Annotated in this window: 18 protein-coding genes and 2 pseudogenes (1 of these 20 only partly in view); 8 read left to right on the forward strand and 12 right to left on the reverse strand. The window is 68.3% G+C overall.

Annotated features, from left to right (window positions below; all coding sequences use genetic code 11):
• Positions 1 to 1131, forward strand: the 3' portion of a protein-coding gene (locus tag ACCQ10_RS20285) for a benzoate/H(+) symporter BenE family transporter (protein WP_372361731.1). 45 nt of this gene lie to the left of the window's left edge; only the last 1131 of its 1176 coding nucleotides appear in the window; the start codon falls outside the window, past its left edge; its stop codon occupies positions 1129 to 1131.
• 312 nt (positions 1132 to 1443) lie between these two features.
• Here the strand turns inward: ACCQ10_RS20285 and bphP are convergent, their stop codons facing one another.
• From bphP to ACCQ10_RS20315, 6 genes are all read right to left on the reverse strand, one after another.
• Positions 1444 to 3348, reverse strand: a complete 1905-nt coding sequence (bphP, locus tag ACCQ10_RS20290; RefSeq protein WP_039566690.1) for a bacteriophytochrome BphP — start codon at positions 3346 to 3348, stop codon at positions 1444 to 1446.
• Positions 3345 to 3938 carry a biliverdin-producing heme oxygenase gene (locus ACCQ10_RS20295; RefSeq protein ID WP_372361732.1) on the reverse strand — a complete coding sequence of 198 codons (594 nt, stop codon included), beginning with the start codon at positions 3936 to 3938 and terminating at the stop codon, positions 3345 to 3347. The genes bphP and ACCQ10_RS20295 overlap by 4 nt, the downstream gene beginning before the upstream one ends.
• 99 nt (positions 3939 to 4037) lie before the next feature.
• Positions 4038 to 5303 (reverse strand): TCR/Tet family MFS transporter, encoded by a 1266-nt coding sequence (locus ACCQ10_RS20300; RefSeq protein WP_372361733.1) that lies wholly within the window; start codon positions 5301 to 5303, stop codon positions 4038 to 4040.
• A gap of 372 nt (positions 5304 to 5675) precedes the next feature.
• A complete protein-coding gene (locus ACCQ10_RS20305) occupies positions 5676 to 7838 on the reverse strand; it encodes a lytic murein transglycosylase (protein WP_372361734.1) in 2163 nt (720 codons plus the stop codon).
• A 180-nt stretch (positions 7839 to 8018) separates the two neighbouring features.
• A complete protein-coding gene (locus ACCQ10_RS20310) occupies positions 8019 to 8225 on the reverse strand; it encodes a hypothetical protein (protein ID WP_166744647.1) in 207 nt (68 codons plus the stop codon).
• Between the two features lie 219 nt (positions 8226 to 8444).
• Entirely contained in the window at positions 8445 to 8834 is a 390-nt protein-coding gene (locus tag ACCQ10_RS20315; RefSeq protein ID WP_372361735.1) for a YchJ family protein, read from the reverse strand.
• Between the two features lie 313 nt (positions 8835 to 9147).
• Here ACCQ10_RS20315 and ACCQ10_RS20320 point away from each other — a divergent pair, with 313 nt between their 5' ends.
• Positions 9148 to 9927 carry a sulfite exporter TauE/SafE family protein gene (locus ACCQ10_RS20320; RefSeq protein ID WP_372363184.1) on the forward strand — a complete coding sequence of 260 codons (780 nt, stop codon included), beginning with the start codon at positions 9148 to 9150 and terminating at the stop codon, positions 9925 to 9927.
• A gap of 17 nt (positions 9928 to 9944) precedes the next feature.
• Here ACCQ10_RS20320 and ACCQ10_RS20325 read toward each other — a convergent pair whose 3' ends face one another.
• The 5 genes from ACCQ10_RS20325 to folE form a co-directional block, all read right to left on the reverse strand.
• The gene (locus ACCQ10_RS20325; protein ID WP_372361736.1) at positions 9945 to 11138 is read right to left on the reverse strand and encodes a Wadjet anti-phage system protein JetD domain-containing protein; all 1194 of its coding nucleotides are present in this window, start codon (positions 11136 to 11138) and stop codon (positions 9945 to 9947) included.
• 4 nt (positions 11139 to 11142) lie between these two features.
• Positions 11143 to 14532 (reverse strand): ATP-binding protein, encoded by a 3390-nt coding sequence (locus ACCQ10_RS20330; protein ID WP_372361737.1) that lies wholly within the window; start codon positions 14530 to 14532, stop codon positions 11143 to 11145.
• Between the two features lie 67 nt (positions 14533 to 14599).
• Positions 14600 to 15313, reverse strand: coding sequence for a DUF4194 domain-containing protein (locus tag ACCQ10_RS20335; protein ID WP_372361738.1), 714 nt, complete (start codon positions 15311 to 15313; stop codon positions 14600 to 14602).
• Positions 15300 to 16769 carry a DUF3375 domain-containing protein gene (locus ACCQ10_RS20340; RefSeq protein WP_047692701.1) on the reverse strand — a complete coding sequence of 490 codons (1470 nt, stop codon included), beginning with the start codon at positions 16767 to 16769 and terminating at the stop codon, positions 15300 to 15302. The genes ACCQ10_RS20335 and ACCQ10_RS20340 overlap by 14 nt, the downstream gene beginning before the upstream one ends.
• A gap of 171 nt (positions 16770 to 16940) precedes the next feature.
• Positions 16941 to 17543 (reverse strand): GTP cyclohydrolase I FolE, encoded by a 603-nt coding sequence (gene folE / locus ACCQ10_RS20345; protein WP_047692703.1) that lies wholly within the window; start codon positions 17541 to 17543, stop codon positions 16941 to 16943.
• A gap of 130 nt (positions 17544 to 17673) precedes the next feature.
• On the opposite strand from folE, the gene ACCQ10_RS20350 reads away from it, so the two are divergent.
• The 6 genes and pseudogenes from ACCQ10_RS20350 to ACCQ10_RS20375 all read left to right on the forward strand — a co-directional run.
• Positions 17674 to 18129 carry a MarR family winged helix-turn-helix transcriptional regulator gene (locus tag ACCQ10_RS20350; RefSeq protein ID WP_039413771.1) on the forward strand — a complete coding sequence of 152 codons (456 nt, stop codon included), beginning with the start codon at positions 17674 to 17676 and terminating at the stop codon, positions 18127 to 18129.
• A 79-nt stretch (positions 18130 to 18208) separates the two neighbouring features.
• Entirely contained in the window at positions 18209 to 18418 is a 210-nt protein-coding gene (locus tag ACCQ10_RS20355; protein ID WP_039413774.1) for a DUF1656 domain-containing protein, read from the forward strand.
• The gene (locus tag ACCQ10_RS20360) at positions 18415 to 19344 is read left to right on the forward strand and encodes an efflux RND transporter periplasmic adaptor subunit (protein ID WP_372361739.1); all 930 of its coding nucleotides are present in this window, start codon (positions 18415 to 18417) and stop codon (positions 19342 to 19344) included. Before ACCQ10_RS20355 ends, ACCQ10_RS20360 begins: the two co-directional genes overlap by 4 nt.
• On the forward strand, positions 19341 to 20789 hold the full coding sequence (locus tag ACCQ10_RS20365; protein ID WP_372361740.1) for an efflux transporter outer membrane subunit: 1449 nt from the start codon (positions 19341 to 19343) through the stop codon (positions 20787 to 20789). Before ACCQ10_RS20360 ends, ACCQ10_RS20365 begins: the two co-directional genes overlap by 4 nt.
• Positions 20786 to 21899 (forward strand): annotated as a pseudogene (locus tag ACCQ10_RS20370) (FUSC family protein); the annotation flags it as partial. The gene ACCQ10_RS20365 and the pseudogene ACCQ10_RS20370, both read left to right, overlap by 4 nt.
• Positions 21900 to 22048: 149 nt before the next feature.
• Positions 22049 to 23110, forward strand: a pseudogene (locus ACCQ10_RS20375) (FUSC family protein); the annotation flags it as partial.
• 233 nt (positions 23111 to 23343) lie between these two features.
• Here the strand turns inward: ACCQ10_RS20375 and ACCQ10_RS20380 are convergent.
• Entirely contained in the window at positions 23344 to 24705 is a 1362-nt protein-coding gene (locus tag ACCQ10_RS20380) for an MFS transporter (RefSeq protein ID WP_184441811.1), read from the reverse strand.
• Positions 24706 to 24786: the final 81 nt, after the last annotated feature.

Raw genomic sequence — 24786 nt, forward strand, 5'->3', positions numbered from 1 at the left:
ATTGCCGCTGGATTTGTCACCGTGTTGGTGGGGTTTGCCAGCTCTGCGGTGATCGTGTTCGAGGCGGCGCGGCATCTGGGGGCCGACCAGGCGCAGATCGCATCGTGGATGTGGGCCCTCGGGATCGGCATGGGCGTGACCTGCATCGGTTTGTCGCTGCGGTATCGGGTGCCGGTGGTGACGGCGTGGTCCACGCCCGGCGCGGCGATGCTGATCGGCAGCGCGGCGGGTGTGCCGTTGCGCGAGGCGATCGGCGCCTTCGTGGTGGCAGCGGTCTTGGGAGTGGTGGCCGGGTTCTCAGGGATGTTCGAGCGTGCGATCAAGCGCATTCCCATCGCGTTGGCGTCGGGCATGCTGGCCGGGGTGCTGCTGCGCTTTGGCCTGGATCTATTCGTGGCCATGCAGCACCAACTGGTGCTGGCGCTGGCGATGCTGGCGACCTATCTGGTGGGACGGCGCTGGTTCGCGCGCTATGCCGTGATTGCGACCTTGCTGGTCGGCGTCGGCATTGCCGCCGGCGGTGGGTTGCTGCACCTCGAAGCGGTGCAGCTGGAACTGGCAAGGCCGGTATTGGTGGTGCCGTCGCTGTCCTGGGCGGCGCTGTTCGGGCTGGCGATCCCGTTGTGGGTGGTCACCATGGCCTCGCAGAACGTGCCCGGGGTGGCGGTGATCCGGGCGTCTGGCTACACGGTGCCGATCTCGCCAACGATCGGCTGGATCGGCGTGGTCAACAGCGTGCTGGCGCCGTTTGGTGGATATGCCTTGAATCTTGCGGCGATCACTGCCGCGATCTGCATGGGCCGGGAGGCGCATGAGGACCCGGCCCGTCGTTACACCGCAGCGGTGAGTGCGGGCGTGTTCTATGTGGTGATCGGGTTGTTCGGGGCGACCGTGGCCGCCGTGCTTGCGGCCTTTCCGCGCGAGCTGGTGATGGCCATCGCCGGGATCGCGCTGTTGGGCACGATCGGCAACAGCCTGGCGGCGGCGCTGCGCGAAGACAGCGAGCGCGAGGCGGCGTTGATCACGTTTCTGGTGACCGCCTCCGGGCTGACCCTGGGCGGGATCGGTGCTTCGTTCTGGGGACTGGTGGCCGGCACGGTCACCTTGCTGTTGCTGCGACCGCGACGTTAGCGGTAACCGACGCGGTTTGTATCTGCGCCTTGATGGGGCGGCGAGCCTTGGCTGGATGTGCGGATGCCCATGTCGCGCCTTGTACGGTCACGCGCTGCGGCCGCCCGCGGAGACTGCCGTGCATATCACGCGCTGCGTGTCGTAGTGTCAGGCGCTCTTGGTGCCGCGCTTCCGCGGCTAGCCAGGCGCGGTGCGACGACAAGGATGGCGCCAGCCGCCGCCGGTGGGGTGAACCGCGTCGGACCCGAGGTGCCCGCGCGACACTGCGATATCAGGCCGCAGCGTCGGCGTGGCCGCGCCAGGTGGCGGCGCTTATTCGGGGTCGCGCAGCTGCAGCAGCCAGTGCGCCGTCACGCCGCTGGGGCTGGGCAGCGGTTCGAGGTGGAACTGGCGATACACCGGCGAGCCGTCCAGGGCGCGTAGCGGCAAGGTGACGTAGGCGGCGCGTCCCAGGCGCAGGGCGTCTTCGAGCAACTCGACCTTGGAGCGGGCGGCATCGTCGGCGACCAGGGCGAGCATGTCGCGGCCGATCAGGTCGGCCACCTCGGCCTGGCTGAGTTCGGCGAATGCCGGGTTGACGAAGATCAGCCGGTGCGCGGCAGCGCTGGCGCCCCGTTCGATGATGGCCACGCCGTCGCGCAGCCGCGACAGCGAGGCTTCGAGCAAGGTGAAATCCTGCTGGAAGCGCTTGCGTTCCATCAGCTCGATCAACACGCGCAGGCTACGCGCAGACTCCAGATGCAGCGGCGACCAACGCCGCGCGCGGCCGCGCACGGTCTGCTGCCAGAGATCGAAGCTCTTACGCGGCGACAAGCGCGAGTTGGGGATGTCCTGCAGCTTGGCCAGCTGCGGGTTGCCTGCCCACTTGACCTGTTGCACCTGCTCGCGCCGGGTCCACAGCAGGGCGCTGCGCGATTGCGGCATCAGCGGCACGAAGATGAAGCCGGCGGCCAGCGGAGCCAGGTCGGCCAGCTCCGGAAAGACCTCGCCGATGGCATCCACATGCAGGGCGCCGACGGCGTCCTCGCGCAGGGCGTCGTGGTGCTCGGATTCGAGATGGTCGCGGATGCGCCGCAACGCCGCCGCGTCCGGGGTACTGCCGTGACGGCTGATGTCTTCACCGTGGAAGACCGCCACGCCGTCGGCATCCACCACGTCCATCAGGTCCGGCGCCATGTCGGCGAGCATGTCCACGGTCAGGTGTTCGGCGTCGTTGAAGTCGGTGATCAGCTTTTCGCGGATGGTCAGCAACACCGATTCCAGCCGGGCACGCGCCACGGCCTGCAGCGCGCCGATGCGACCGGCCAGCGCGCGGGTCACCGCATCGGTGGCATCGCGCATGGTGTGGCTGGTGAAGTGCGGGCTGTAGTGATGGCAGGAAATCAGCCCCCACAACGCGTCGTTGACCACGATGGAGGACACCAGCGTGGCGCTGACGCCCATGTTGGCCAGATATTCCAGGTGCACCGGCGAAACGCTGCGCAGGCTGACATCGCTCAGGTCCACCGGTGTGCCCAGGCGTGGATGCAGGGTGGGCTGGATCGGCGACGGCTGGTAGCCGACATCGGCGATCTGGCGCACGCGGTTGCGCAGGTACAGCGCGCGCGCCTGCGCGGGGATGTCGCTGGCGGGGTAATGCAGGCCGAGATAGGCCTCCAGCTCGGGCTGGCGGGCCTCGGCGATGACATCGCCGTTCCACTCTTCGTCGAAGCGATAAATCATCACCCGGTCGAAGCCGATCATGTTGCGCAGGCCCTTGGCTGCGCGCACGGCCGCCTCGGCGATGCCCGGGTCGCGCTCGATGCTGCGCAACAGCGGCAAGGCCTCGCGCAGGGTGACGTCCATCAGGCGGGCGTCACGCGGCTCGATTTCGATCAACCACTGCTCCGGATACAGATGCCAGGCGGCCACCCAGGGGTGGTCGGGCGGCGCGCTGCGCTGCGGGAAGCGCACCTCGGCATGCAACAGGTGCTGCGGTTGGTCGTCCACCGCAGCCGGCAAGGTGTCGGGCAGCTCCAGCACCTGGGTGTAGGGCATGCCCAGCAAGGCGTCCATCGGCACGCCGAGCAACTCGGCGGCGGTGGTACTGGCCTGCACGATCCGACCGTCGGCAGGTTCGATCACCAGCAGCACGCCGTAGGGCTGGATCATGCCGGGAATGTGGATCGGCTCGCGCGCGCACTCGTCCATATCCAGGGGTTCGGTGTGCTGATTCACGGGCGCGGCTCCGCTGCGAGGCAGGTATGGAAATGAGCAAACATGGCATGCGCGCCATCGATGGCGGCCGCGTGGGTCTGCGGTGAATCCAGGCGTTGATCGAGCACGGCCTGAAACCGGCGCCAGGCGGCCGGGTCTTCGTCGGCCAGTTCGAAATACTGCAGCGCACTGGCCAGCGCGGGCTGGTGCCTGCGCAGGCCGCGGGCAATCACCCGGCCGCCCAGCTGGGCGCCCTCGATGACGTACAACATGCCCCAGCGCGCGGCGTCGGTGCGCACGTCAGGCAGCGCGAGCGGGGGATCCGGCGGTTGGTTCAGCGTGCGCAAGTCCGCGCGCAAGGCCGGCACGCGGCGGCGATAGTGCCAGCCACTGGCGACCAGCGTGCCCAGCCAGCCGCTCAACTGCTCTTCGAAACCCGCCAGCAAGGCATGGTGACGGCGCAGGATCTGCACGTACCCGGCGCGGTCGACCTGCCCCTGCCCCAGCGCCTGCATCAGCGGCACCGCTTCGACCCGGCGATGCGTGTCCTGGGTGGCGTGACGCAGCACGCGTGCGGCCGATGAGGGAACAGCCTGGGTGTCAGGACACATAAGCAATCGAGGCAGTGCCGCGGCACGGAGTGCACCAGCCTAGCAGCGCGCGCGCAAATCAGATAAAGCGGACACGAGCGCTAAATGAATCCGTTGGCATCACCCTTGCGCAGCAGCGGCAATTCCGCTGCCCCGCCCTGCACGCTTCCATGCCATCCACCACCCTGCAGCGAGCAACAGGCCGGCCAGCAGCCAGGGCGCGCCGGGCAGATGCAGCGGTGCGCCAGCACCGATGAACCAGGCAAACACATTGGCGAACAACAGCGGGCCCGCAATGCCGGCCAGGCTGACCAGGCCAGTCAAGGCGCCCTGCACACGCCCCTGCGCATCGGCGCCGACCTCGCGGGTGATCAAGGCTTGCGCGGCGGGTGCGGCAACTGCCCACAACGCGCTGATCGGGACGCCGATCAGGAACATCGCGCCGCTGTCGGCCAGCCCGTAGATGACGAAGCCGATCACCCCGCAGCCCAGCCCCAGCAGCAAGGCGCGGCGTTCGCCGAGCCAGCGCACCAGGCGGCCGACCAGCAACGCATTGACGATGATGCTGCACACGCCAACCCCGGCCAGCACCCAGCTCACTTCGCGCGGGCCCCAGCGATATTGGTAGCCGGCGAACAGCACGAAGATGCTGGGATAGACGTAATGCGCCAGGTTGGCCAGAAACACCACCGAGGCCAGGCCGAACACCTGCCGATAGCGGCGCAGCAGCTTGAGCGCGCCGAGCGGATTGGCGTGCGACCACTCCAGGCGCGCAGTGCGACGTTCGGCGGGCAGCGATTCGGGCAGCACGAACCAGCCGTACAGCACATTCAACAAGGCCAGCCCGGCGGCGAACCAGAATGGCCAGCGCAACCCGATGCTGCCCAGCCAGCCGCCGATCAAGGGGCCGGCGACAAAACCAATGCCGAACGCGGCGCCGAGCATGCCGAAGGCACCGGCGCGTTTGTCGGCAGGTGTGACGTCGGCGATGTAGGCGTTGGCGGTGGAAAAGCTGGCCGAGCACATGCCGGAGATCACCCGGGCCAGCAGCAGCATCGGCAAGCTGTGGGCGATGGCCATCAGGATGAAATCCAGCCCCAGCCCCAGGCAGGAGAGCAGGATCACCGGGCGGCGGCCGAAGCGGTCGGACAAGGCGCCTTGCAGCGGCGAGCAGACGAACTGGATGGCGGCGAACAGGAAGCCGAACCAGCCGATCCAGCCGGCGGCCACCACGTAGTCGCCGCCGGTGAAATGCCGCACCAGATCCGGCAGCACCGGGATGATCACACCGAACGACAGCACGTCGATCAGGACGGTGATGAAGATGAAGATCAGCGCGGCGCGGCGGCGCCCCGGAGCGGCAGCGGAATCGGCGGGGAGAGACATCGCGCGGCCCAGGGTGGCGAGGTGGGGAGTGTAGCTGCGGATGGCGCGCGGTGCCGGGGATAGCGGGGCTGCGTGATCCGGTACAGCCTGGCGAGTGGCGTTGATGGTGGGTTGGCTGGGGTGCCCTGCCCTCATCCGCCCTTCGGGCACCTTCTCCCGCTAGCGGGAGAAGGGAGTGTGCCGCCGTGCGGCCGGCGGTTAGTTGTTGGACGCTGAGGGGCTGGGGCTGGGGCTGGGGCTGAGAGGCTGGGGGCTGTGCGGCTGGCGGCGAGAGGGCGCGATGACGTCCGGGCCGGCGTTGGCTGCTTCCAGACACCTGTCTTCTCCCGCAGGCGGGAGAAGGGAGCGTGCCGCCAGGCGGCCGGTGGTTGGTTATTCGACGCTGATGGTCTGGGTCAGGGTGTGACTGGCGCCGGGGGCGAGTTCGATGACGTCGGGGCCGGCGTTGGCCGCTTCCAGGCAGACGTAGTCGCGCCAGCCCTCGCCCACGTCGGCCATCTTTTTGGCGGCCTCTTCGCCCGGGTTCCAGGCCACCAGCGAGCGGCTGCCTTCGGTGGCGATGACGATGCGGCGGGCGAGTACCGGGTCGGTGAGGGTGTAGCGGCCGCCGGCGTTGGTGTAGATGCGGTCGCTGCGGCCGGGGTCGCGCGGGTCGCGCAGGCTCCAGTCGCCTTGCTGGCGGTGGGCGGTGGCGTAGTTCTCGTACTTATCGAGGTAATCCAGCCCGTCCAGGCCCTGCACACTGACCTTGAGCGCATCGCCGACGCGGAAATAGTTGTGCAGCGCCTGGGTGAAACGCACCGCAGCGGCGCTGGTGTTTTCGGTGATCAGGCGTTGCTCCAGGGTGCGGCCGACGCGCAGTGTCATGCGCAGGCGCAGCGCCAGGTCGTCGAAGCGCGGCGGGGTGATCGTGAGCACCACGGTGCCGTCGTCCTCGCGGTGGCTCTCGGTGAGTCGCCACGCCACCGTGCGCACGAAGCCATGGGCAGGCACATCGCCGGTCTGGTCCTGGCGGCCGAAGTATGGCCAGCACACCGGCGCGCCGCCGCGGATCGGGGTGGGCGGTTGCTGGGCGCTGGGCGAGAGCCACATCACGTCCTGCCCGCCCTTGGGCACGAACGACAGCAGCTGGCCGCCGAACAGGCTGATGGCGGCGGTGGAGAACGGGGTGTCGATCAGCAACGACGGGAAACCTTGGAAATCGCTTGTGGTCAGGCCGGTGGTGTCGGACATGGGGGATGCCTTGTGGACGATGGGGGATTGGGCGAAGGCGGGGTACGCGGCCGGCAGCTTGAATGCGGTGGCGCGTATTGCGGCCATGCCGGTGAGCGCTGGGGCGGCACGCAGTGCGGTGAGGATGCGCTGGCCGGGGCGACCGTCGGCCGGTTGCAGGCCCAGGCGGGTCTGTTCGACCTGGATGGCGCGGCGGGTGGCGCTGCCGACCATGCCGTCGGCTTCGCCGATCTGGTGACCGCGGGCGAGCAGCAACTGCTGCAGCTCGCGCCGTTCCGGGCGGCCCAGGCCGGGGTCGTCGGTGGGCCAGGCGGCGACCAGGCCGGGGCCGCCGCGCAGGCGGTCGGCCAGCAGGGCGATCGACAGCGCGTAACTTTCCGCGGCGTTGTAGGCATAGATCGCGTCGTAATTGCGGAACACCAGGAACGCCGGGCCGGTGGCGCCGGCCGGCAACAGCACGGCGGCGGGAGTGTCTGCCGGTAGGCCGGCCGGTACGAGCGGTTTGCCATCGGTGCCGAGCAGGCCGGCGTTTTGCCAGGCTTGCAGCGGTTGGCGGCGGGTGCGGCCGGCCTTGCTGGCGTCGAAGCCGCGCGGCAGCGTGACTTCCAGGCCCCACGGGCGGGCCCGCTCCCAGCCGGCCTCGACCAGATAGTTGGCGGTGGAGGCCAGTGCATCGGGAATGCTGGCGACCAGATCGCGGCGGCCGTCGCCATCGCCATCCACCGCGATGCGGGCGTAGGTCGAGGGCATGAACTGGGTCTGCCCGAACGCGCCGGCCCAGGAGCCGGTGAGCCCATCGGCGGACAGATCGCCTTGCTGCAGCAGGCCGAGCAAGGCGAGGAATTCGCCACGGAAGAACGGTTGGCGGCGGCCTTCGCACGCCAGCGTGGCCAGCGACACCAGCAGCGGGCGCTTGCCGGTGACGCGGCCGTAGTCGCTTTCCACGCCCCACACCGCGACGATGGTAGCCGGGTCCACGCCGGTCTGTTCGGACAGGCGGGTCAGCAGCTCGTGGTGGGTGACCAGCATGGCCTGTCCGTCGGCGACGCGCTGGCTGTCTACCAGGCTGGCCAGGTAATCCCAGATCGGTGTGGTGAACTCCGGTTGCGCGTCCAGCAGCGGCAGCACGCTGGGATCGGGCGCCAGGCCAGTGGTGAAGCGCTGGAAGCTGGCGGCGTCCACGCCCTTGGCCGCGGCCTGGGTCTGCAGGCTGGCCAGGCAACGGTCGAAGGTTGGGTCGGCATAGGCAGCAAGCGGCAGCAGTCCCATAAATAACGGCAGTGCGCGCCGGGGCAGCGTCATGGCGCGGTGGCCAGCGGATGGGCAGACGTCATGCGGTGGAGGGCTCCTGCGCGGCTGGTCGAGCCACCGAGCATAGCCAACCTGACTGGTTGCGGGCGTGCAGGTGGTCGCGAGGGTATGCGTAGCGAGGTGGAGCCCGCTGCCGTCGAAGCCACCGGTGTTGCCGTCGGCCCGACGGGCCTAGCTGCCGTCGCCGGTGACCCCGGTCAGCAGCGACAGGGCCGGCGCCGATGCGGCGCCATCGGCCACCCGGCGCGTGCGGGCGCGGCGCGGGGCATCGTGGCGCGGGCCGAAGCGAATCAGTGCAGTGGCCACGCAGGCGGGCAGCACAACCGCGAACACGACCGCTGCCAGGAGCACCCATTGCCAGAGATTAAAGGTTGCCATGATCCGAGTCCCACCCCGCGGCGGAGTTCGCCAGCGCGGCAAGCTTCCGGGATCGGCTGCGAACGTGGCGTCGACAAACGGCGGGTCTGGATGCCGTTCGTCGGGCTGAACCGGGCTTCTGGGCAGCGCGTTGGGGTGCGGACGGGTCGGTTGGCTGCGCGGGTGTGCAGACGTGGTTGGGGTTGCGTGGGCTGCGGTAGCGACTGGCCCAGGTCGTGCTCAGCGCGCGTCGAGGTAGTACCAGTGGCCGGCTTCGCGCACGAAACGGCTGTGTTCGGTCATGCGCACCGCGCTGCCGCCACCGATGCGATAGCGCGCCAGAAAGATCACTTCGGCGGTGTCGGGGCCGGTCGCGAGGGCGCGCTGTACGGTCAGGCCGAGCCAGGTGGTGCGCCCGCCTTCGTCCAGCGACAGCTCCGGCGGGCGCGTGGACGGATGCCAGCTGGCCAGCAGGTAAGCGGTATCACGACGCACATAGGCGCTGTAGCGGGCGCGCATCAGGGTCTCGGCATCGGGCGCGGCGGCGCCGGCGTGGTAAGGGCCGCAGCACTGCGCGTAGTTGGCGGGGCGGCCGCAGGGACAGGGTTCGGTGGGTGTGGAGGTTGGCATGCGGGGATTGTGCGGGATGGGATTGGGGATGGGGGCGTTGTTTAGCAGCCTCTGATCGAACAACGAGGCTCCGCCCCGTACCCTCACCCCAACCCCTCTCCCGCGGGGAGAGGGGCTTTGGATGCCGTGATCTGATGTTGCACGGTCTCCATTGGCGTGTGCGTGGGTGACACGGGGCAGGCATCGGCTCGCTACTGCTGATGCTGATACTGCAACTCCCGACACGGCTACACCTGCCGCGATTCTGCGTAGCTTTTACTGCGGCACGCGACCTCGGTGCACTCGCTATGCTGTGGCCCCTCTTGTGCGGAGCGTGGCCTTGCTGGAATTGATTCCCACCGAATTGCCCTGGCTGCTGTGCATCGCATTCGTTGCCGGGCTGGTGGATGCGGCGGTGGGTGGCGGTGGGTTGATCCAGTTGCCGGGCCTGTTTGCGACGCTGCCGCAGCAGGCGCCATCGCTGATTCTGGGCACCAACAAGTTCAGCGCAATGTTCGGCACCGCGGCGTCGGCGTGGCGATACGCGCGCACTGTGCGCTTTCCGTGGCAGCCGGTGCTGTATGCAACGGTGGCGGCGTTTACGTTTTCGTTTCTGGGCGCGACCGCCGTCAGCCTGATGCCCAAGCAGGCGGTACGGCCGCTGATTCTGGTGCTGCTGATCGCGATGTTGATCTACACGCTGATCAAGAAGGACTTCGGCGCGCTGCATCGGCCACGCCGGATCGGCCGGCGCGAACTGACCACCGCATTGGCGATGGGCGCGGCGATCGGGTTCTACGATGGGTTCTTCGGCCCGGGCACGGGCAGCTTTCTGATCTTCCTGTTCATCCGCTTTTTCGGGCTGGATTTCCTGCGTGCTTCGGCGGCGGCCAAGGTGGTGAACCTGGCCACCAATCTGGCAGCGCTGTCGTTCTTTTTGCCCAGCGGGCAGGTGATGCTGGCCATCGGTATCCCGATGGCGGTAGCGAACGTGGCCGGTGCGGTGGCCGGCACGCGGATGGCGTTACGCGGTGGCACGCCGTTGATCCGCAAACTGTTCCTGGTGCTGGTGATCGTGCTGATCGGCAAGATGGGCTGGGATCTGCTGCACTGAGGACCGACGCGCTGCGGCTACAACCGGGTTGGCGCAGTCAGCGCAGCCTGCACGCGCGGCCAGGCGTAGCTCCAATCGATACGTTCCTGCTCCAGCCTGGGTGCGGCGCCGAAACGGCCATCGCGCAGGCCGGTATAGAGCGCCTGCTCATCGGCCGTCAGCGCGGCCAGGCGTTGCGCACGGTGCGGCCGTGGTTCGTGGCCCCACAGCGCGCGAGGCGTGGCGCGCAAGGTGGCTTCATCCATCAACACGGCACGGGTCTGCGGGGCATGCAGGCGAAGCCGATGCAGGATCGCCAGGCCATGGGTGTCGATGTCACCCCAATAGAACAATGGCATCGCGCGCAGCCAGCCGACGCTGCGCACATAATCGAGCGCGTAACCACGGGCCATCAGCACTGCGGTCCCTGGCAAAAATTCGCAGGCCAGGCCGGTTTCGAGATTTTCGACGATCAGCATGCGCGTGATCGGCAAGCGCAGCGCGGCCAGTTGATCGATCGGCACGGTCAGATCGTTCAAGCCGCCAACCTGGGCGCATAACGCAGGGTCGAGCAGGCGCAGGCGCACGCGGTCGGGCGCCTTGCGCAAGCCGGACAGGCTGTCGAAGCTACGCGGTTCGGTCAATCCGCGCAGTCCGGCCAGCCAGTCCGCGATGATGCCGCGATGGGCATGCACCCATTTGCTGTCGATGCCGGCGATCGGCAGCTGACGCAGGAACAGGCCGCTGTCGCGGTGACGGTGCAGCCAGTCGACGACATCGGCCATCCGCTCGATCTCGGTCTGCGCACCGTCGGCCAGCAGATCGAACTGGCGACGCAGACGCGCAGCCAGCCCGACCGCGTCCGGCCAACGCTGCAACAGGCTGGCGCAACGTGCACTGGCACGCTGCCAGCGCTCGTGTTCCTGCAGCGCGGCGGCGGCCTCGGCCGGGGTAGCGCACACCCAGGTCTGCGGCAACTGTTGCGGCCCCAATTGCGGCCAGGACACGTGCCGCATCTCCAAGCGCCCCGGCAGCCCGGCGCGCTGCCAGGCCCGCAACCATGCGCCGAAGGCATCGAACTGTGCGCTGGCCTGGGCCTGGGTGGGGGGATGCAGGGCGATCGGCCGCGGTGCCGCCGCGCCGATCAGCCAGTCGCCACGGTGGCGTTGCCATTGCCCGCGCAGGGCCTGCAGCGCGGCAGGCGGCAGCAGCATGCAGTGGGCGCGGGCCATCGGCTCAGTCCTGCCCGGTCACCGCATCGGTGTCAGCTGCGCCGCGACGGGTGCGCTCGGGCAACCTGAGCCGGCGCGACTGCTCGTCGTATTCGATCAGCAGCACGCCTGAATCGTGACGGCCGCTGATCTCCACGAAACAGGCGCCGCCAATGAAGGGCTCCAGCGTCATCACCGATTTCAACGGCGTGGCCACCACCATCTGAAAGCCGAAATTTTCGAAGATATTCATCGCCAATGCGGTGAATTCGTTATCCGCCTTGTCGAAGGCTTCGTCCAGCACCACGGCCGCGTAGCGCGGCAGTTCGCCGTCTTCGCCGCCGAGCTGGTAACGCAGCGCCGCCGCCAGGCAGGTGGTTGCCAGCTTCTGGCGCTGACCGCCGGACTTGCCGGCGCCGCTGCGGTAGATTTCCACCTGTTGCCGCGTGGCCGCGTCCAGTTCGACGCCGACGAATTCCACATGCAGGCGCACGTCCAGCACCAGCTCGCGCCAACGCTTGTCTTCGCCCTCCTGCGAGCCGAGTTTGCGCACCAGCTCGCGCAGCACGGAAAATTGCTGTTCGGCCACCTCGCGCTGTTCGGTCTGGTGGTGACCGAGCACATCGCGCAGGCGTTGATGGAATTCGATCACCTCCGGCAGGCGGCGGTCGCTCAATTCGATGGTCAGCAAGGTGCCGTGATTGAACGGCACCTGTTCCAGGCTGGCATTGACCTCGTCCAGGCGCTGAGCGATCGATTTGCGCGCCTCGGCGGTATGCCGTTGCAAGGCAAGCAGGTTGTTCTTGCTCTGGCTCTGCAGCAGATCGAAGAAACGTGCCTCATGCTGCGGCAGGCCATCGCGTTCCAGGCGCTGCAGGCGGGCGAGGAAATCGTCGGCGCTGCCGATGTTGACGGTGAAGTCGCCACTGTCTTCGGGCCATTGCTGGCAATAGCGGCGAAAGCAGCCGAGCAGCAGTTGCTCGAGGCGGGTGAGTTCGTCCTTGCTGAGCGCCAGCTGCGCATCCAGGCCGCGTTCGAGATGACGGAAGCGCTCCTGCAGCGTGTCCAGGCTCACCTCGCCGAGCGTCTGCAGGCGCTCGGCCAGACCCTGTTGTTGCAGGGGGGTGACGACACGGCTGTGCGCGTCGGCGCATTCGAGCTGCTGCTTTTCCAGCCGGCTGCGCTCGGCGCCCAGGGTGATGCGCTCCTTGCGTACGTCCTCATAGGTGCGCGTGGCCTGGGCGATGTCGGCACGGGTGCGATCGATCGCCTCGCCGAGCGCGCGCAGGTTGGCATCGCCTTCGCGCAGTTGCTGCAGCGTGTCGGCGATCTGGCTCAACCGCTGTAGCGAGGCGGCAACATCGATTTCTTCCCAGCTCAGATTGACCAGGGTGTTGTAGGCCAGGCGGCGCGTCCCGTCGCGCTCGCGCTGTGCGCGCAGATCGGCCACCTCGGCGTCGCAGGCGGCGATGCGTTGCGCCAGCTCCTGACCTTCGCGTTCGAACAGCGCCAGCTTGTCGCGGTTGTCGAAACCCAGCAACCAGCGGCGGCGATCGCCGACGGCATGACGGTCGTCCTTTTCGTAGCGCTCGCCCGGATGCTTGACCTGACCCTCGCGCGTGATGGCGCGCTCGGCGTGGCGCAAGGCCTTGGCGCTGTCGACGCAGTCGTAATCGAAGCGTTTGCCCAGCTCGCGGCGTAGCCAGCTGGCGAAGGCATGCTCGCGCAGTTGCAACTTGTGCAGCAGCGAGGCGGCGCCGGGTTCGCGCCCGCTCAGCGCCGACTCGTTGCCACGCACGCGGTAATACACCAGCCGCGTGCCCAGGTGGGTGCGGTTGACCCAATCGGCGACCTCGGCGTAATGGCGCTCGTCCACCAACAACGATTGCGCAAATCCATGCAGTACGCGTTCGATGGCGCCGCGCCAGGCCGCTGCGTCCTCGCGCACCTGGATCAGCTCGCCGACGAACGGCAGCGTCGCCTCGGGCACGCCGGTGTCGGCGCTCAGGCGCGCGCGCAGGCTCTGCATCGGGGCGGGGATATTGGAAGGATGGCGGGTGAGCGCCTCGATCTCGGCGCGCACCTCGACAAAGCGCTTGCTGTCGTCGTGCTTGGCGGCCATGCGTGCGCTGATCGCCTCGTCGCGTTCGGCGGCCAGACGCTGGCCGTCTTCCAGCGCCACGCGTGCCAGGGCGGTCTGTTCGGCAAAGCCATGCGCGCTGCTGGCCAGTGCCTGTTCCAGTGCGCGGCAGGCCTGCTCGGCCTGCGCACGCTTGGCGGCGCGGCGATCGCGCTCGGCCTGCAGCTGGGTCTGTTCGCGCTCCAGCGCATCGATGCGTTCGCCGCCCTGGGCGCGGCGCTGCGCCTCCAGGTCGTCCAGATGGCGGGTGTGGTTTTCCAGGGCCGCGCGGCGTTGGCCTTCTTCGCCGGCCAGTCCACGGTCCTGCACGTCCAGTTCCTGCAGGCGTGCATCCAGCAGTGCGAGACGGCGCTGTTCGCGATAGGCATCGATGCCGAGTTTGAGTTCTTCCAGTTCGCTGCGCTGGCGGCGTAGCTGCAGCAGCTCGGCATGGTGGGTGCGGGCAGGCAGCAGGGTCTCCACCTGCCGCCGCGCTGTCACTACCGCATGGTGGGCGCCGTCCAGTTCGGCGAAGTCGCCGACCAGGCGCTCGGCCGCATCGAAGGTCTTGGGTTCTTCGAGCATGAAGCCACGCAGAAACGCGTTGAGATCGCCCAGGTTCTTGGCCGACTGGGTCTTGTGCAGCAGCCGCAGCGCCATCTCGTTGTGGATGCCCAGCTGGTGGCGGAAGCGTTCGGCGTAGCCGGCGAAACTGTCGAAGTGATGCACGTCCTGCAGGCGCTGCTTGAGCTTGCGCCGATCCAGGTCGAAGCCGGCCAGGTCGCGGGCCACGTCGAAGGCGCGCTCGGCCACCATGTAGTGCTTTTGCACGTCAGCTGTGGCCGCACTGTTGCCGGCGATCCAGAACAACCGCACCAGGCTGACCACGCGGTCTTCGCCGTTGCGATATTCCAGCACCAGTGCGGTCCAGGTGGCGCCCTTGCGCAGGTATTGCGTGGCGATTTCGCCGGAGGCGCTGTCCTGCTGGTCGGCCCAGGCGCCGCGCACATACGACACCAGGTTGCGGTCGCGGCCGCTGCGCTCGGCCTCGCGCGCGGCGGCGTTGAAGTCGACGATGCTGGGCGGGGTGAGCAGTGCCGACATCGCGTCCAGCAAGGTGGATTTGCCCGAGCCGGAGCGGCCGACGAACAGAAAGCCGCGTTCGGCGATCGGCACTTCGGTCAGGCCGGAAAACGTGCCCCAGTTGTAGACCTGCAGACGCCGCATGCGAAATTGCTGCAGACGCGGGTCGGGCAGGTCGTTGCCGAACAGGCTGGAAGAGGCGGCGGAAGTCATCGGTTACTGTCCAGAATGTGCAGAAAAAAGCGCAGGCGGGTGCTGGAGCGACACGGCACCCGCTGCGCTAGGTACGCGCGGTCGGCGCGTCGGTGTCGTTGTCTGCCGGGCCTTCGCGCAGTTGGCGATAGACCTGCCCCAGCGCCGCGACATCTTCGGCCGAGAACAGCAGCTTGAGTGCGGGCGACACTTCATAGCGCGCCTCGTCGCCGCGCAACCGGGTGAGCACGTGGTTGTCCTTCATCTTCTGCACCGCCGTGGCCACCCGGCGCAGGAAGCCGGCGCGGTCGGTGGAGAGATTCTTTTCGTACACGGCCAATGCATCGCTCAGCTCTGCGTCTTCCACCACCGCCCGCACGCCACGCGCGTCGGCGTCGGCCAGTTGCTGACGCAGATGCAGCAGCAGCACCGAGTCGATGAAGGTCAGCGGCGAGGAACGCAGCAGCACCGGCGTCTCCAGCTCGCCGGTGTCCGCCTGGCGGGTGAAGGCGATGCCGGCCTCGCGATCGAGCACCAGTTCCAGGAACAGCTCGGCCAGGGCGCTGCGGATTGCCGCCTCGCTCCGCAGCAAGGCCGGCCACAGGCGGCCATGCCGCTGTGCGTCCACGCTGGGGCCGCTGAGCAACTGGCACAGCGCCCGCCGCGCCTCGACCGGCAGCTGCCCGGTGTCGCCCGGAAACAGGCCGTTGGCCGGCGTCGGTGACGGATCGGCCAGCGCGGCGGCGGCGGCGGCGTCGATCTCGTCCGGATCATGTCCGTGGTCGTGCTCAGGCCAGTTCATGGCGTTTCTCCCGGGTAAACCAGATCAACGGAATGCGCGCGCGACGCCATTGGCCATCGTTGCCGCGCCAGTGCGCCAGTTCGAACTGGTTGGCGTCGACCACGCCGTGGCGCGTGCCGAGCGACAGATAGCCGATGACGCTGCCCAGCCCCTGGGTAGCCTGGCGCTGCTCCAGTGCCTGGGCGATGGAAACCTGCGGCCGGGCGTCGAGCAGCTCGAACAGATCGCGGCGCAGGCTGCGGAAGTCGATCTCCGACTGCGCGACCAGATCGCCCACGCTGTCCAGTGAGATGGCCGCTGCCTCGTTACGCTGGATGTTGCCATCGACCTGCTGCTGGCGCGGGTCGTGCAGGCGCCATTGCGCCAGCGAGCGCAGCCGGCTGGTGGTGAGCATCAGATCGCGGCCGATCAGGCGCTGCGCCGGTACGTGCTCGCGCAGGCTGAGCGCATCGGCCTGCGCCTGCTTGAGCAGGCGGTTGAGCCGGCGCTGTTCCAGGTAACCGCGGCTCTGCACAAAACCGCGCAGGCTGCGCGCGAAATGCTGCATGACATCGTGCACCTGCCCGCCGCGCTCGAGCATGGTCGCGGTGAGTCCGCGCAGAAAGCTGCGTTCGCGCCGGTCCAGCTTGCGCGCGAAGGCACGCCCCAGCACGGTCTCCAGAGCCGCATCCAGCTGCGCACTCTGTTCGGCGTCGTTGAGCAGCGCCCAGAATGCCTGGAAGCTGCGTCCGGCGTCGCTGTCACCGATCACGTCCACGCCTTCGAACAGCCGGGTCAGCACGTCGCCGCGCTCGCCCTCGTCGTCGATGATGCGTTCGCGAAATTGCCGGTTGAGCTGCTCGAAGTCGTCGCGCACGCGGCGGAAGTCTTCGGTCAGTTCATCGGCCAGCGCAATCACCTGGCGGGTGCGTTCCAGCGCGCGCTTGCCGTCCAGCGAGGCGACCTTGCCGGCAGCCACCCGCGCGATCTCCGCATCGATGCGGTCGCGCTCGTCGCGCAGCGCCGACAGGCGTGCATCCGGGTTGGTCTCGGTCAGGGCGGCCAACTGGGCCAGCTGCTGCATCACCAACGCCAACCGGCTCTCGGTCGCCGCGCCACGGCTGTGCTCCAGCCCATCGACGAAGCGGATCGCCTGCGCGGCCTGGGTGGACAGCTCGAACTGCTCCTGCTGCGCGCCCTCGGGCAGGTGACGCTCCAGCCAGCCCTGTGCCAGCCAGTGCGCCACATAGGCCTGGGCGGTGCGCGGCAGGTCGCGTGCAAGCTGTTCGGCGTTGAGTTCGTCGAGCATACGCTGCAGGCGTTCGTGCAGGACCGCTGCCGGGAGCAGGCGCTCACCGTCCAGCAGCAACGACTGCAGCAAGCCGATCACTTCCGGCGCGTGATCGGCGGCCAGCAGTTTCCACAACGGGCTCTCACGCAGGCTGCGATAGCGGGCGATCCGGGCGAGATGTTTCATGCCGCTATGCTGACGCTCACGTCGAGCCACGGCAAATACCGCCCATCAACGCCCGGCAGCGGTGATGCGCGAAGGGCGTGCCGGCGTACGCAGGCCACCATCAGCGGTGCTCCCGACCATGCTCCAAACGCCCGTGGCCAGACGTTGCACCGCGACCGCGCTGCGGCTGCCTCAACGCTTGCCGCCCACTTCGATGAACTGCAGGAACTCGGCGCGGGTGCGCGCGTCCTCGCGGAAGCTGCCCAGCATCTTGGAGGTCACCATGCTGACGCCGCGCTTGTGGATGCCGCGGGTGGTCATGCACTCGTGCGCGCCTTCCACCACCACGCCCACGCCGCGCGGTTGCAGCACGTCCTGGATGCACTGGGCGATCTGGGCGGTCATCTTCTCCTGCACCTGGAACCGGCGCGCATAGCTTTCCACCACGCGGGCCAGCTTGCTGATGCCGACCACCTTGCCGCGCGGCAGGTAGCCCACGTGCACCTTGCCGATGATCGGCGCCATGTGGTGCTCGCAATGGCTTTCATAGGAGATGTCGCGCAGCACGATCAGCTCGTCGTAGCCGGCCACTTCCTCGAAGGTGCGTTCCAGGTAGGCACGCGGTTCTTCGCGGTAGCCGCTGAACCAGTCGCCATAGGCTTCGGCCACCCGGCGCGGGGTGTCCAGCAGGCCTTCTCGGGAGGGGTCTTCGCCGGCCCAGCGCAGCAGGGTGCGCACGGCCTCTTCGGCCTGGGCCTGGGTGACGGAGGAATCGGGCTGGTCGGACTGGCTCATGCGCAGGTGCACCCAAAGGGGGCGAGCATGGTACCCGAGGACGGGCCGACGGCCCCAGCACCGGTTGCGGCCGCTGCCGCGGGTTCAGTGACTATTGATTCATTGTTGAATTGATAGCATCCTAACTATTATGACGATCAGCACTGCATCCCCGCGCGCCCAGCTCAGTTCCGGCCTGTTGGTCGCCGCCCGCCAATGGCAACGGTTGGCCGACCAGGCCTTCGAGAGCTTCGGGCTGTCCAGTGCATGCACCGGCCCGTTGCTGATGATCGGTCGCTCCGGCGGCGGCATCCGTCAGGTGGCGCTGGCCCAGCAGCTGGGCATGGAAGGCCCCTCGCTGGTGCGGCTCCTGGACAAGCTGGCCGCCCAGGACCTGGTCCGGCGCGAAGCCGACAGCAGCGACCGCCGTGCCAACCAGCTCTGGCTCACCGCTGCGGGCCAGGCGCTGGCCGGGCAGATCGAGGTGCGCCTGGACGCGTTGCGCGCCGAGGTCTTCGGTGCGCTCAGCGAGGCGCAGGTGCAGACCGTGCTGACGCTGTGGGAGCAGATCGCCCAGGCACATGCGCGGCTGGGGCAGTCCGACTAGCGCACGGCGGTATGCGCTTGCAGTTGGCCGGCACGCCAGGTGCTGCCGGGCAGCGTTGTTCCCTTTCCAGGTAGGCCCGATGTACGGCGAGTTCAGTCTCTACGGTGTGTTCGTTCCCACCCTGCTGGCGTTGATGACGCTGGCGTATCTGCTCAACAGCGCGATCGGCGCGCTGCTGACCCGCGCGGGCGCGTACCGCCACATCTGGCACCCGGCGCTGTTCAACCTGGCGCTGTACATCGCGCTGCTGGGCGGCCTGTTTTCTCTCATGCGGTGGATGCAATCGTGAAAAAGCTGATCAAGACTGCCGGGCCGGCGCTGCTGACCCTGGCAATGGTGGTGGTGGCTGCGTTGGTGCTGCAGCACCTGTGGCGCTATTACATGGACGCGCCGTGGACACGCGATGCGCACGTGGGTGCCGACGTGGTGCAGGTGGCGCCGGATGTGTCCGGGCTGGTGGAATCGGTCGCCGTGGCCGACAACCAACCGGTCAGGCGCGGGCAGCTGCTGTTCGTGGTGGACCGCGCGCGCTATGCGATCGCGCTGGAGCAGGCGCGCGCCGCGCTGGCCGAGCGCCAGGCCACGCTGAGCCAGTTGCGCCGCGAGATCGCGCGCGACCGCAGCCTGCAGGACCTGGTCGCCGCCGAAGATGCGGAAGTGCGCCGTTCCAATGTGCAGAAGGCGCAGGCCGCGGTGGCCACCGCACAAGCGGCGGTGGACCTGGCCCAGCTCAACCTGGACCGCACCCAGGTGCGCAGTCCGGCCGATGGCCATGTCAGCGACCGCACCGTGCGCGCGGGCGACTACGTCAGCGCCGGTCGCCCGGTGGTGGCGGTGCTGGACACCGGCTCATTCCGCGTCGATGGCTATTTCGAAGAAACCCGCCTGCAGGGCGTGCACCCCGGCCAGCGCGTGGACGTGCACCTGATGGGCGAGCCGGTCACGCTGCATGGGCATGTGCAGAGCATCGCCGCCGGCATCGAAGACCGCTACCGCAGCGGCAGCGCCGGTGCGCTGCCCAATGTCACGCCTGCGTTCGACTGGGTGCGGCTGGCGCAGCGCATCCCGGTACGCATCGTGCTGGACCGCGTGCCGGCGCAGGTGCAGCTGATCGCCGGGCGCACCGCCACGGTGAGCATCCTGCCTGACACAGCCACAGCCAATGCGACCCCGGCCGCTGCGCCTGCCCGCGTGCAGGCCAAGGCGGCGCCATGAGCCGCCTCGTGCTTCGCCCACTGGGATTGGCCACGCTGCTGACGGCGTTGAGTGCCTGCAGCACCGTAGGCCCCAACTACGCACTGCCGGACAATGCGGCCTACCAGCGGCCGGCAGCCAATGCCGCCTTTGTCGACACCGGCAACGACCAGGTGCAGCCCGGCGCCGCGCTGCCGGCGCGCTGGTGGGCGCTGTATCAGGAACCGATGCTCGATGCCCTGGTCGAGCAGGCCCTGCGCGACAACGTCGAGCTGAAGGTGGCCGGCGCCAACCTGCGCCGCGCCGCCGCGGTGTACGAACAGGCCATGGATGCCGGTGGTTTCGATTACGAGGTGGACGCCGGCGTCAGCCGCGCGCAGGTCTCGGCCGAGGCGTTCCTGCAGCAGGAAAAGCTGCCGGTGTTCAACCTGGCCGATGGCAAGGTCGGGGTGTCCTATCAGTTCGATCTGTTCGGCAAGCTGCAGCGCGGTGCCGAGGCCGCGCACGCCGATACGCAGGTGGCCCAGGCGGCGATCGACCTGGCGCGCGTCAACGTGGCCGCGCAGGTGGCCGGCAGTTACGTGGAGATCTGCCACGCCAACCACGAGCTGCACGTGGCCGAGCATTCGCTGCAGTTGCAGCAGCGCAGCCGCCAGATCACCCAGCGCCTGATCGCTGCCGGCCGCGGCACACCGCCGGATCTGGCACGTGCCACCGCGCAGGTGGCTATGCTGGAAGCTGCGCTGCCCCCATTGCGCGCGCGCCGCCAGGCCGCCGGCTACCAATTGGCCGCGTTGCTGGGCAAGACACCGAGCGAGGTGCCGGCCGGCGTGGACAGCTGCGACCACGCGCCCGCCCTGCAACGGCCCATCCCGATCGGCGATGGCCGCGCGTTGCTGGCGCGTCGCCCGGATGTGCGCCAGGCCGAGCGCCGGCTCGCCGCCGCCACCGCGCGCATCGGCGTGGCCACTGCCGCGTTGTATCCGGACATCCGCCTGGGCGGTTCGATCGGCGCCACCGGCCTGCTGGCCGACATCGGCGAGCCGGCCACGCAGGCGTGGTCGTTCGGCCCGCTGATCTCCTGGACGCTGCCTTCCAGTGGGGCGCGTGCACGGGTGCGCGCCACCGAAGCCGGCGCCGACGCCGCACTGGCGCAATTCGACACCACCGTGCTGCAGGCCTTGCGCGAAGTGCAGACCGCGCTGTCGCGCTACGCGCAGGATCTGGACCGCCTGCACCTGCTGGAACAAGCGCAGCAGCAGGCCGAGCTGGCGTCGTCGCAGAACCGGCGCCTGTATCAGGGCGGGCGCACGCCGTATCTGTCCAGCCTGGATGCCGAGCGCACCCTGGCTACCGCCGACATGACGCTGGCCAATGCGCAGGCGCAGGTCTCGCAGGATCAGTTGCAGCTGTTCCTGGCCCTGGGTGGCGGGTGGGACGCCGCCGCCACGACGGCCGCACGATGACTGCCCTGCTGCGCGACCGCCAGGCCTGGCTGTTTTCGGCCAGGACGTTCGCTGCCTCGATCGCGGCGTTGTACGTCGCCCTGGCCGGCAACCTGTCGCGGCCGTACTGGGCGATGGCTACGGTCTATATCGTCTCGCAGCCGCTGCTCGGCCCCACCCGCGCCAAGGGCGTGTACCGCGTGCTCGGCACGCTGCTGGCCGGCGCGGCAACCTTGGTGATGCTGCCGAATCTGGTGGAAACGTCCTTGCTGCTGAGCGCGGCGATGGCGTTGTGGCTCTCGGCCTGCCTGTTCCTGGCGCTGCTCAATCGCGGCCCGCGCGGTTATGCGTTTTTGCTGGCCGGCTACACCACCGCCTTCATCGGTTTCCCGGCGGTCACCGCGCCCGAGGGCATCTTCGATACCGTGGTGGCGCGCAGCGAAGAGATCGTGTTGGGCACGGTGATGGCGGTGCTGTTTGCCGCGCTGGTGTTCCCTGCGTCGGTGCGGCCGATGCTCACCGCACGCATCGGCAACTGGATGCAGGACGCGGCGCAGTGGTGCCGGCAGGTGCTGCAGCGCGGCCCCGCGCACGCACCGCGCAACCGCCTGGCGGCCGACCTGGTGCAGTTCGAGGCCTTGATCGCCTTCGTGCGGCACGACGACCCGCGTCATGCCGGTGCCGCCCCCGCGCTGGAGCAGCTGCGCGCACGCATGCTGATGCTGCTGCCGGTGCTGTCGTCGATCACCGACCGGCTGGATGCGCTGCACGGCGACACCACCGCCCAGCCTGAGCTGGCCGCGCTGCTGCACGATGTTGTGGCCTGGGTGCATCCCGGCGACGGCGCCACGGCCGATGCCGTCGACGTCGATGCCTTGCGCGCCCGCATCGCCGCGCTGCGCCCCCCGGTGGATCAGCACATCGCGCATCTGCTGCTGGCCAGCCTGTTGCTGCGCCTGGAAGAACTGCTCGACCTCTGGCAGGACTGCCGCGCGCTGGAGCAGGCCCTGGTACAAGGCACGGCGCCCGCAGCGCTGCGGGCAATGCCGAATGCGGCAAGACCGGCGACCGCGATACCGGCCGCAACGGCCGCCTCACCCGAGCGGGCCGCCGCGGTGCGGAGCGCAACCGGATCGGCTTGGCGCGTGCGCGCCTCGTCGCAGCGCCCGGCAGGTTTACGCAGCGACGCTGCGACGGCTGCCTCGGCCGAACCGGTCGAAGGCGCGCCGCCCGAACCCGGCGCACCTTCGCGCACGCGCGTATTGCTGCTGCAACGCCTGCGCGGATTACCCAGCGACACCGCCGATGTGCCTGCACGCGGCAGCACCACGCGCCACATCGATTTCGGCATGGTCGCGTTTTCGGCCGCCAGTGCCGGCTTCGCGTTGATGGCGTATTGCATGCTGTGGATCGGCATCGGCTGGGAGGGCGGCGGCAACGGCGCGATGATGGCCGCGGTGACGGCCGCGTTCTTCGCCGCGCAGGACGACCCCGCGCCCAGCATGGTGTCGTTCCTGACCTGGGCGGTGGTGGCCAGCGTGGTGGCCGGTATCTACCTGTTCGGCATCTTTCCGGCCATCCACGATTTCCCGATGCTGGTGCTGCTGCTGGCGGTGGTGTTCCTGCCCTTGGGCGCGCTGCTGCACCGCCCTGCCAGCATGCTGATCGCGCTGCCGCTGGTGGTGAACCTCACCGCACTGCTCAGCCTGCAGAACACCTACAACGCCAATATCCAGAGCTTCGTCAACGCCGCGGTGGCCATGGTGCTCGGTATTGGTTTTGCCGTGGTGCTGACGCGGCTGTTCCGCTCGGTCGGCGCCGAATGGAGCGCACGCCGGCTGGTGCGCCAGGGCTGGCGCACGCTGGCCGCTGCGGCAGAAGGCCATGGCACGCAGGACCGGCAGCACTTTGCCGCCCGCATGCTGGACCTGCTCGGCCTGCTCGCACCGCGGCTGGCACTGACCCCGGAAGGCAGCGACCTGGCCTCGGTGGATATGCTCAACGAAGTGCGCGTGGGCTTGAACATCCTGCAACTACGCAGCGCGCGGCATGGGTTGCCGCGGCCAAGCATGGATGCAGTAGACGCGATTCTGGCCGAGGTTGCGGCGCATTATCGGCAGCAGGTGGCGCACAAGCGGCCGTTGCCGGGGCCCAACTCTTTGCGTGATCGTCTGGACGTGTCGCTGACGCGTGTGGACAAGGTGCCAGCGGGCACGTATCGCGACGAAGCGCTATTGGGGTTGATCGGGCTGCGTTACAGCCTGTTTGCAGAGACAGTACAGCGACGCGAAGACATCAAGCACGAGCCGTCTGCTTTAGCCCCTCTCCCCTCGGGGCGATAAGGCACTGCTTGCGCGCCACTGGCGCGCGTGCCTTGGAGCGCCCGCGCTGCTGGCGCGGGCCGGGGCGCGGAGCGGGGGTTGGGGTGAGGGTACGGGGCAAAGCCTCCTGCGTATTCAATGTCACTAGGCTTCGCTCGTGCCCTCATCCGCCCTTCGGGCACCTTCTCCCCATGAAGGAGGACAATGTCCCGAAGGGAGAAGGGAGAGCAGCCCAGCCAGCCCGCGCGCGCGCATCACCGCTTGCGCTGATGCATCGCCGCTTCGTCGTCCAGCCAGTTGCTGCCCTTGTTGGTCAGGAAGAACATGTAGACCACCAGCGACACCGCGATCACCGCTGTTGCGTAGATCACGAATTCGCTCACATGGTTGGTCTTCAACGAGGCCTGGTATAGCAACGGCGCGGTCCCGCCGAACGCGGAATTGGCCAGTGCATAGCCCAGGCCAACGCCCAGCGCACGCACATGGGTGGGGAACAATTCTGCCTTCACCACCGCATTGATCGAGGTGTAGCCGGTCAGGATCACAAAGCCCACGGTGAGGATCGCAAACGCGGTCAGCCAGTCGGTCTGCTTGGGCAGTTCCATCACCAGGAACCAGGTATAGAGCACGCCGCCGATGCCGAAGAACACCAGCAGGGTCTTGCGCCCCACGATGTCCGACAACCAGCCGCCCACCGGCTGCATCAACATCAACACCGTCAGCGCCACCAGATTGATGATGGTGCCGGCCATCACGTCGCCACCGGCGAACGCGGTCTGGATCATCTTCGGGCCGGTCACCGAATAGGTGTAGAACGCGATCGTGCCGCCGGCGGTGATCAGGAAGCACAACAGCAGCGGACGCCACTGATTGACGAACAGCTCGCGCATCGAACCGGAGGCCCTGGCCTTGCCGGTGCGCGAATCGGCGATGGATTCGGAGCTCAACGACTCGTCCATGGTCCGGCGTAGCCAGAACACCACCAGCGCTCCGATACCGCCCAGGCCGAACGCCACGCGCCAGCCCCACGCCGACACCTGCGACGCATCGAAGAAATGCAGCATCACCAGCAAGGTAGCCTGCGCCAGCACATGCCCACCAACCAGGGTGACGTAATGGAACGAGGACAGGAACCCGCGCCGGCCCGGAATGGCCGCTTCGGACATATAGGTTGCGCTGGTGCCGTACTCGCCACCGGTGGCAAAGCCCTGCAGCAGGCGCGCCAGCAGCAAAATGATCGGCGCGGCGATGCCGATCGTGGACACGGTCGGCGTCACCGCGATGACGAACGAGCACAGCGCCATCATCGAGACCGAAATGGTCAAGGCCAGGCGGCGGCCGTAACGGTCGGCGAAACGGCCGAAGTACCACGCACCGATCGGGCGCATCAAGAACGTCATCGCAAAGATCGCCCACACGAACATGGTGGCGTTCTTGTCTTCCTTGGAAAAGAACTGCGATTCGAAATACGTGGCAAATACCGAGTAGACGTAGACGTCGTACCACTCGACCAGATTGCCGGCCGATCCCTTGAGCGTGTTGGACACCGAGCGGCGAAGGCTACCGGGAGCTGCGCCAGAACCGGCGGCGATCGGAGACGATGGGGGTGCGCTCATGCGGTGGATTCTCTTGGGTGGGACAGCCCCGAAGTATAGGTGCGCGCTTGTGTGACGCATGTAAGCATTTCGGCGCATATA

Source organism: Xanthomonas sp. NCPPB 1325 (genome assembly GCF_041477645.2).
GTDB lineage: Bacteria > Pseudomonadota > Gammaproteobacteria > Xanthomonadales > Xanthomonadaceae > Xanthomonas > Xanthomonas cannabis.

Excerpts from the sequence above, each read along its gene's own strand:
- folE (WP_047692703.1), bottom strand. The coding sequence starts at position 17,543 with ATGAGCCAGTCCGACCAGCCCGATTCCTCCGTCACCCAGGCCCAGGCC.
- ACCQ10_RS20325 (WP_372361736.1), bottom strand. The coding sequence starts at position 11,138 with ATGGCCCGCGCCCACTGCATGCTGCTGCCGCCTGCCGCGCTGCAGGCC.
- ACCQ10_RS20355 (WP_039413774.1), top strand. The coding sequence starts at position 18,209 with ATGTACGGCGAGTTCAGTCTCTACGGTGTGTTCGTTCCCACCCTGCTG.
- ACCQ10_RS20300 (WP_372361733.1), bottom strand. The coding sequence starts at position 5,303 with ATGTCTCTCCCCGCCGATTCCGCTGCCGCTCCGGGGCGCCGCCGCGCC.
- ACCQ10_RS20305 (WP_372361734.1), bottom strand. The coding sequence starts at position 7,838 with ATGACGCTGCCCCGGCGCGCACTGCCGTTATTTATGGGACTGCTGCCG.
- ACCQ10_RS20380 (WP_184441811.1), bottom strand. The coding sequence starts at position 24,705 with ATGAGCGCACCCCCATCGTCTCCGATCGCCGCCGGTTCTGGCGCAGCT.
- ACCQ10_RS20315 (WP_372361735.1), bottom strand. The coding sequence starts at position 8,834 with ATGCCAACCTCCACACCCACCGAACCCTGTCCCTGCGGCCGCCCCGCC.
- ACCQ10_RS20350 (WP_039413771.1), top strand. The coding sequence starts at position 17,674 with ATGACGATCAGCACTGCATCCCCGCGCGCCCAGCTCAGTTCCGGCCTG.
- ACCQ10_RS20335 (WP_372361738.1), bottom strand. The coding sequence starts at position 15,313 with ATGAACTGGCCTGAGCACGACCACGGACATGATCCGGACGAGATCGAC.
- ACCQ10_RS20295 (WP_372361732.1), bottom strand. The coding sequence starts at position 3,938 with ATGTGTCCTGACACCCAGGCTGTTCCCTCATCGGCCGCACGCGTGCTG.
- ACCQ10_RS20310 (WP_166744647.1), bottom strand. The coding sequence starts at position 8,225 with ATGGCAACCTTTAATCTCTGGCAATGGGTGCTCCTGGCAGCGGTCGTG.
- ACCQ10_RS20340 (WP_047692701.1), bottom strand. The coding sequence starts at position 16,769 with ATGAAACATCTCGCCCGGATCGCCCGCTATCGCAGCCTGCGTGAGAGC.
- ACCQ10_RS20365 (WP_372361740.1), top strand. The coding sequence starts at position 19,341 with ATGAGCCGCCTCGTGCTTCGCCCACTGGGATTGGCCACGCTGCTGACG.
- ACCQ10_RS20330 (WP_372361737.1), bottom strand. The coding sequence starts at position 14,532 with ATGACTTCCGCCGCCTCTTCCAGCCTGTTCGGCAACGACCTGCCCGAC.